Here is a 7,808-nt window from a genome sequence, read left to right as displayed (position 1 = left end):
CTGGAAGCTGGAAGCTGGAAGCTGGAAGCTGGAAGCTGGAAGCTGGAAGCTGGAAGCTGGAAGCTGGAAGCTGGAAGCTGGAAGCTGGAAGCTGGAAGCTGGAAGCTGGAAGCTGGAAGCTGGAAGCTGGAAAGCAGCATGAACCCACCGGCATTGGGTCAGGAGGGGTTCTTCCAGCTTCTCGCTTCCAGTAGCGAAGCGACGCTCTTCCAGCTTCGGGCTTCGCCCGGCTATTCCGGAATCCCCCCTCGGGTCAGTGCCACGGGATCCAGCAGCCGCTCCAGCTCCTCGCGGGAGAGTTCGGTCTGCTCCTCAGCCACCTCGATGATCGGCCTGCCGGCTTGATAGGCCTGCTTGGCGATGGCAGCCGCCGCGTTGTAGCCGATCACCGAGTTCAGCGCCGTGACCAGGATGGGATTGCGTGACAGCGGCTCGGCGAGGTTATCTTCACGCACCTGGAAAGTGGCGATGGTTCGATCGCCGAGCAGCCAGGCGGTGTTGCTCATCAGGGTGATCGAGCTCAGCAGGTTGTGAGCCACCAGCGGCAGCATCACATTGAGCTGGAAATTACCGCTCTGCCCGGCAACGGTAATCGCGGTATCGAGCCCGATCACCTGAGCGGCCGCCTGGGCCGCCGATTCCGGAATGACCGGGTTGACCTTGCCCGGCATGATCGAGCTGCCGGGCTGCAGGGCCTCCAGTTCGATCTCGCCGAGGCCCGCCAGAGGACCGGAGTTCATCCAGCGCAGGTCATTGGCGATCTTCATGATCACGCAGGCCAGGCCCCTGAGCTGGCCGGAGAGCTCCACCGCCGCATCCTGTGAGCCCAGGCTGGCGAAGAAGCTGTCATTGGGGGTAAAGGCGAGACCGGTCTGGGCGGAGAGTTCCGCGGCCATACGAGTGGCAAATTCCGGATGGGCATTGATCCCCGTTCCCACCGCCGTGCCTCCCTGGGCCAGCCGACAGAGCCTGACCAGGGCACTGTCGAACCGCTCGATCGCCTGCCCCAGCTGGCTTGACCAACCACCCAGCTCCTGGCTCATGCGCAAGGGCATGGCGTCCATCAGATGCGTGCGACCGGTCTTTACCACACAATCGAGCTCAGTGGCGCGATGGTCGATGGTCTCACGTAGATGCACCAGGGCGGGCCGTAGCCGGTTGGTCACCTCCAGCGCCGCCGCGACATGAATGGCGGTGGGAATCACGTCGTTGCTGGACTGCCCCATATTGACATGGTCATTGGGGCCTACCTCTACCCCCTCACGGCTGGCAAGGTTGGCCAGCACCTCGTTGACATTCATGTTGCTGGAGGTGCCGGAGCCTGTCTGAAACACGTCCACCGGGAAGTGATCATCATGCTCACCACGAATCACCTCCTCGGCGGCGGTGACGATCGCCTCCGCGCGTTCGGCATCGAGCAGGCCAAGCTCGGCATTTACCCGCGCAGCGGCTAGCTTGATGCGGGCGATGGCATGGATGAAGGGGGGCGGCATCGCCTGACCCGAGACCGGGAAGTTGTTGACCGCACGCTGGGTCTGGGCCCCATAGAGCGCCTCCGCCGGCACCTCCAGTGTCCCCATGCTGTCACGTTCGCTACGCGTCGCGCTCATCTCTCGCCTCCTGATGTGGGCAGTGAATGACTCCCTCCCACCATGGTGCCGCCGGACGAATTCGGCAAGGCCCACCTCTCCCTGCGCTCGTCGAGATAATTGGCGATATCGATGTTGCGCTGCACAAGACGCTCTGCTATTGTGCATTGCAACAGAGCAGAAATCGCTCCCATGTGCACAGTGAAACCAGGAGGTTCCACCATGATGAACGCCTTCAACTTCGACACCAAGGCCTTCGACACCAAGCAGTTCGAGTCCATCTTCTTCGCCCCGGCACGCGCCTATGCCAACCTGGCGGTGGACTACAGCGAGAAGCTGGCCCATGCCCAGCTGGACGCCACCAAGGCCTACACCGATACCGGCCTGGCCCAGCTTCGCAACCTGATGAGCGTCAAGGATGCCGAAGGCCTGCGCTCCTACATGGAAGGCCAGCAGAAGGTCGCCAAGGACCTGGCCGAGCGCCTCAAGGGTGATGCCGAAAAGGTCGCTACCCTGCAGCAGGACTTTGTCCAGCAGAGCCAGAAGCTGACCGAGGAGAGTGTCAAGCAGGCTCAGGCGGCCAGCACCAAGGCCAGCCAGTAACCGCTGACACCAGGAGGGCTACCCTCCCCGCGCTCCTCGAGAGCCTGAACCGCCGCCCCACCAGGGCGGCGGTTTTCGTTGGTGACGACCTGCCTTCGGCGCCCCTTTTACGCTACCCTTGGTCGAGGCACGGGGCGCCCCATCGACACGAAACCGGATAGGAAGCTCATCATGAAACGCCATATCCCCCTCGTTCTGGCGGCACTGGTACTGGCTGGCTGCGAGGTCGTCCCCCCCGCCCCCACAGAGCGCATCGAAGTCATCGAGCGAGGTGAAACCCAGCGCGACGCTCCTCGGGATGTTCGCCAGGAGCGCCGCGAAGCGACGCCTTCACGCGCCACCAGGGAGGTCGCCTTTCCGGAGGACGAGTATGCCAGCCTCGACAAGCAGGGCAGCGCAGTCGTATCCGGTCGGCTGACACTGAGCGGGCAACCCATTCCCGATGCCGGCGTCTCGGTGGCACCGGTCACCAGCTACTCGGCGGAAGCTGCCGAGAAGGCCCTGGCCGGCATCGCCGTGGAACCCGCCGACCCCAGGGCGAGGGAGTACACCCATACCACGCGCACCGATGGCAACGGCTATTTTCGGCTCACCGGCCTGCCCGCCGGCGAGTTCTACGTCTCGGGCGCCGGCGCCGACCCCCAGAGTGGCAAGCCCAGGGTGGTAATCCGCCAGATCTCGCTGGGCAGCGGACAGCACAGGGAGTTAGAGCTGTCGCGCTGACCGAAGTCACGAAGCGGGCGGTCGGAGACAGTCACCCTAACACTGGGGCTCGATGCAGCCCATCAACTTTCCTTCTACGCTTAAGAAGGCCGCCGACGGCGGCCTCACCCTGAGATCACCAACATGATGATCATTATCGACAATAACAACGCAGCATCTCGCCGCCGGGCGCGCCCCCCCTGATCCGGTAACGCCACACGCAAGCGACGCGATGCCATGCGGGGAGTCTCACCCATGGCAACCCTTCCCCAGCGACTGGCGACAAGCATCGTCAGCCTTACCCTCTGCCTTCTCTGTTCCTTGCTGCTTCTTGGCCCGGCCCACGCCGAGCGCCTGGCTGCCCTGCGTGAGCAGGGCAGCATCCGTATCGCCATCGCCGACGAACGTCCCTACGGCTACCTCGGCCAGGACGGCCGTGTTCTCGGCGTCGGCCCGGAGATCATCCGCCGCATCGTTGCCAGGCTCGGCATCGACGAGATCGACTGGGTGGTCACGGAGTTTGCCAACCTGATGCCCGGCCTGGAGGTCGGACGCTTCGATATGGCCGCCGCGGAGATGGCGATCCTGCCCGAGCGCTGCTCACGCGTGCTCTTTTCCGAGCCCAACACCTCCTACGGGGAGGGACTGCTGGTCCTGGCCTCCAACCCCAACCGCATCCTGCGCTACGAGGACTTCGCCGAACGCCCCGACACGATTCGCGTCACCGTCCAGGCGGGCACCGTTCAGGAAGAGATTCTCAACACCCTGGGCGTTCCGGGGGAGCGCATCCTCATCGTGCAGCGACTCGATGAGGCAGTCGACGCACTCCTGAAGGGGCGCGCGGACGCTTTTGCAGCCACCGGCATGACCGTCGCCGCTCTGGAGACCCGTCATCCCGAACTGGAAGCGGAATTCAACTTCAGCGACCCGGTAGTGAACGGAGAGGAGATCCGCTACTGGGGCGGCTTCGCCTTCCCGAAGGACGCCGACGATCTGCGCGACGCGGTAAACAAGGCGCTTGAGGAGGAGAAGCACCACGGCGACTGGGAGCAAACGCTGTCCCGCTATGGCTTCCTGGCCAAGGACATCATCTACTCCTATCGCTTCGATACCACGACGCTCTGCCAGGCCCAGCGCTGACGCCCTACCAGCCCAGCGCCTGCTTGACGAAGGGAATGGTCAGCTTGCGCTGGGCGGAGAGCGAGGCCCGATCCAGCTCCTCCAGCAGGCGGAACAGCTCGTCGAGCCGGCGTGGGCCGCGGTGCAGGATATAGCGAGCCACATCATCGGTGAGCAGCATGCCACGCACCCGAGCGCGTAGCTGGAGGGCAGCCAGGCGCCCCGCATCATCCAGCCCCTGGACATGAAAGGTCACGCCCCAGGTCAGGCGCGAGGCCAGGTCGGGCAACTTCACGGGTAGCTGGCGTGGTGGCGCCTCGGCGGCCACTATCAGTCGCTTGCCGGCATCACGCAGGCGGTTGTAGGCGTGAAACAGCGCCTCCTCCCAGCGTGGCCGGCCCACCACCCGCTCCAGATCATCGATGGCCACCAGATCCAGACGCTCGATATCCTCGAGCATCAGCGGGGGGAAGTGGCCAAGCTCCTCCAGCGGCAGATACAGCGCACGCCGATCCTGATCCGAGGCCCCATGGCAGGCCGCCTGAAGAAGGTGGCTGCGCCCCACGCCCGGCGCGCCCCACAGGTAGAGAAAGGGCTCCCCTTCCTGTTCCAGCTGCTGGGTCAGGCGCCCCACCAAGGTGGCATTGGGGCCGGCGTGAAAGTTGGCGAAGGTGGCATCGTCACGCAACCCCACGCCCAGTGGCAGCTGCGCGGGCGCGCGGCTCATGGTGACTCCTTGTCGTGGCGATGATTGTGGGTCTCGTCGTACAAGGCACTACTCTTGTAACGGGTATTGAGTTCCCGCAAGAGTACCATGATCACGGCCGCGGCCGGCAGCGCCAGCAGCACTCCGGTAAAGCCGAACAGATTGCCACCGGCCAGTACCGCGAAGATCACCGCCACCGGATGCAAACCTATCTTGTCGCCCAGCAGCTTGGGCTGCAGCACCACGCTTTCGACCACCTGGCCGAAACCGAACACGGCGGCCACGCCCAGCAACATCCACCACTCACCGCTCTGGAAGAAGGCCACCACCCCCGCCACGCTGATGCCGACGATAACCCCCAGATAGGGCACGATGCTGGCCAGCCCCGACAGCAGGCCGATCAACAGGCCGAAACGCACCCCCAGCAGCGTGAGGCCGATGGCATAGATGATGCCCAGGCACAGCATCACGATCAGCTGGCCGCGCAGGAACGACGACAGCACCTCGTCACACTGGCCGGCCAGGCGCTTCGCGGTATCTTCCCAGCGCCTCGGCAGCCAGTCACGCACCTTGGCCACCAGGACGTCCCAGTCGAGCAGCAGATAGAAGGTGACGACTGGAATCAGCGCCAGATTGCCGATCCAGCCGACCAGCGCCAGACCCGAGCGCGACACCCCCGAGAGCAGGGTCGCCGCGAAGGTCCCGGTCTCCTTCCAGTTATCCACCACCGCCTGACGCAGGGCGTCGATATCGGTGGTGAGGTCCAGGCCGGTCAGCGACTGGACCCTCGGCACCATCGTCTGCTGCACCCAGCTGAGCACCGCCGGCAGCGACTCCACCAACTGGCCGAGCTGACGCCCCAGCACCGGCACGACCAGCAGCAGGGCGACCACGATGACCAGTGTCAGCAGCAGGAACACCAGCGACACGGAGAGTCGACGGGAGAGTCCCAGGGCCTCCAGGCGGTCGGCCAGAGGGTCACCGAGATAGGCCAGCACCATGCTGACGAAGAACGGCATCAACACCGGCTCGATACTGATAAGGAACCATAACGCCAGCGCTGCCACCCCGGCTGCAACCCACCACTGCCTGCGCATTGCTACTCCTTGTTTCGCGACCGCCGACGGGCTGCCAGCCGTGCGCGGTGATGCTACAATTCTGGCCCTGATTTGCCTACCATGCAGCGACTCACGCTGCATCGACTACCCGACAGGACTCCCGATGACCGACTCCTCCAAACGCCCCTCGCTCAGCTACAAGGACGCCGGTGTCGATATTGACGCCGGCAACGCATTGGTCGACCGCATCAAGGGGGTCGCCAAGCGTACCACCCGGCCGGAAGTGATGGGTGGACTAGGTGGCTTCGGCGCCCTCTGTGAACTGCCCGCGGGCTACCGCGAGCCGGTACTGGTCTCGGGCACCGATGGCGTTGGCACCAAGCTGCGTCTGGCCATGGATCTGGGCCGCCACGACACCATCGGCATCGATCTGGTGGCGATGTGTGTCAACGACCTGGTCGTGGCCGGTGCCGAGCCGCTGCAGTTCCTCGACTACTATGCCACGGGCAAGCTCGATGTGGAGATCGCCGCCGATGTGGTAGAAGGCATCGGCGTCGGGTGCGAGAAGGCCGGCTGCGCCCTGGTCGGCGGCGAGACCGCCGAGATGCCTGGCATGTATACCGGCAGCGACTATGACCTGGCCGGTTTCTGCGTCGGCATCGTGGAGAAGTCCGAGATCCTCGACGGCAAGCGAGTCGCCGAGGGAGACGTGCTGCTGGGCATGGCCTCATCCGGTCCTCACTCCAACGGCTACTCGCTGATTCGCAAGATCCTGGAGGTCTCCGGTGCCTCGCTGGATACCAAACTCGACGGCGAGTCGCTGGGCGATGCGCTGATGGTGCCGACACGCATCTACGTGAAGCCGCTGCTGTCGTTGATCAAGGAGAGTGCCGTTCCGGTGCATGCCCTCTCCCATATCACCGGCGGTGGCCTCACCGAGAACCTGCCCCGGGTACTGCCCGAAGGCCTCGCCGCCCGGGTCGATGTCACCGCCTGGGAGCGCCCGGCGGTCTTCGAGTGGCTGCGCGAGCAGGGCAATGTGGCCGAGGAGGAGATGTACCGGGTACTGAACTGCGGCATCGGCATGGTCATCGTGGTGCCGGCCGAGAAGGCCGACGAGGCGCGTGCCCACCTCCAGGCACAGGGCGAGACGGTTTACCGCATCGGTGAGATCGTCGCCGGCGAGGCCGAGGGTGAACAGGTGATACTGGAGAACCTGGCAGGATGAGCGAGCGTTACGAGAGCGACACCTTGCAGGACTTCACCCCCGAACCCGCCGATACCCGTCGGGTGGTGGTGCTGATCTCCGGCAACGGCAGCAACCTTCAGGCGTTGATCGATGCCCAGACCCACGACGAACTGGGTGGAGAGATCGTCGCGGTCATCTCCAACGAGCCCGATGCCTACGGGCTGACTCGTGCTCGGGAGGCGGGTATCGATGCCGTGGTGCTGCCCCACCGCGAGTACGAGAGCCGCGATGCCTACGATGGAGCCCTGATCAAGGTGATCGAGCGCCACGAGCCGGACCTGGTCGTCCTCGCCGGCTTCATGCGTATTCTCACCCCGCGTTTCGTCCAGCGCTTCATGGGACGGCTGATCAATATCCACCCGTCGCTGCTGCCCGACTACCAGGGCCTCAACACCCATGCCCGGGCACTGGCCGACGGCGTCACCCGGCACGGCTGCAGCGTGCACTTCGTTACCGAGGAGCTCGACGGCGGACCGGTCCTGATGCAGGCCGTGGTCGAACTCGCCGAAGGGGAGAACGAGGAAACGCTGAAGGAGAAGGTGCATGCCCGGGAGCACCTGATCTACCCCATCGCCGTGAAGTGGTGCCTGGAGGGACGCCTGCAGTTCACGGGCCAGGGGGCGACCCTGGATGGCACGCCGCTACCGCCCCAGGGCCTGCGCATGTCCCATGCCGATGCCGCCGAGGAGCTGGACGAGGATCTGGAGCCGTAAGCTGGAAGCTGGAAGCTGGAAGCTGGAAGCTGGAAGCTGGAAGCTGGAAGCTGGAAGCTGGAAGCTGGA

General features: G+C 64.7%; 8 protein-coding genes. 5 read left to right on the top strand and 3 right to left on the bottom strand.

Annotation, left to right across the window (positions count from 1 at the left end):
- Positions 1–230: 230 nt before the first annotated feature.
- Positions 231–1,610: a class II fumarate hydratase gene (locus Q0894_RS14025; protein WP_299236462.1), complete on the bottom strand. Its 1,380-nt coding sequence runs from the start codon at positions 1,608–1,610 to the stop codon at positions 231–233.
- Between the two features lie 201 nt (positions 1,611–1,811).
- Between Q0894_RS14025 and Q0894_RS14020 the strand changes: the two genes are divergently transcribed.
- From Q0894_RS14020 to ehuB, 3 genes are all read left to right on the top strand, one after another.
- Positions 1,812–2,192 carry a phasin family protein gene (locus Q0894_RS14020; RefSeq protein WP_299236460.1) on the top strand — a complete coding sequence of 127 codons (381 nt, stop codon included), beginning with the start codon at positions 1,812–1,814 and terminating at the stop codon, positions 2,190–2,192.
- Positions 2,193–2,363: 171 nt separating this feature from the next.
- A complete protein-coding gene (locus Q0894_RS14015) occupies positions 2,364–2,915 on the top strand; it encodes a carboxypeptidase-like regulatory domain-containing protein (RefSeq protein WP_299236458.1) in 552 nt (183 codons plus the stop codon).
- Positions 2,916–3,149: 234 nt separating this feature from the next.
- Positions 3,150–4,034: an ectoine/hydroxyectoine ABC transporter substrate-binding protein EhuB gene (gene ehuB / locus Q0894_RS14010; protein WP_299236456.1), complete on the top strand. Its 885-nt coding sequence runs from the start codon at positions 3,150–3,152 to the stop codon at positions 4,032–4,034.
- Between the two features lie 4 nt (positions 4,035–4,038).
- Here ehuB and hda read toward each other — a convergent pair whose 3' ends face one another.
- Together hda and Q0894_RS14000 are read right to left on the bottom strand one after the other, a co-directional pair.
- Positions 4,039–4,740, bottom strand: a complete 702-nt coding sequence (hda, locus tag Q0894_RS14005; RefSeq protein ID WP_132042436.1) for a DnaA regulatory inactivator Hda — start codon at positions 4,738–4,740, stop codon at positions 4,039–4,041.
- A complete protein-coding gene (locus Q0894_RS14000) occupies positions 4,737–5,816 on the bottom strand; it encodes an AI-2E family transporter (protein ID WP_299236453.1) in 1,080 nt (359 codons plus the stop codon). Before Q0894_RS14000 ends, hda begins: the two co-directional genes overlap by 4 nt.
- A gap of 124 nt (positions 5,817–5,940) precedes the next feature.
- Between Q0894_RS14000 and purM the strand changes: the two genes are divergently transcribed.
- Positions 5,941–7,005 (top strand): phosphoribosylformylglycinamidine cyclo-ligase, encoded by a 1,065-nt coding sequence (gene purM / locus Q0894_RS13995; protein WP_299236451.1) that lies wholly within the window; start codon positions 5,941–5,943, stop codon positions 7,003–7,005.
- Entirely contained in the window at positions 7,002–7,739 is a 738-nt protein-coding gene (gene purN / locus Q0894_RS13990) for a phosphoribosylglycinamide formyltransferase (protein WP_299236448.1), read from the top strand. The genes purM and purN overlap by 4 nt, the downstream gene beginning before the upstream one ends.
- Positions 7,740–7,808: the final 69 nt, after the last annotated feature.

The sequence above is a fragment of the uncultured Halomonas sp. genome (assembly GCF_947501415.1).
In the GTDB taxonomy this organism is placed as follows: Bacteria; Pseudomonadota; Gammaproteobacteria; order Pseudomonadales; family Halomonadaceae; genus Halomonas.
Note: the sequence above shows the minus strand (reverse complement) of the source record. Positions and strands in the feature narration are given on the sequence as shown.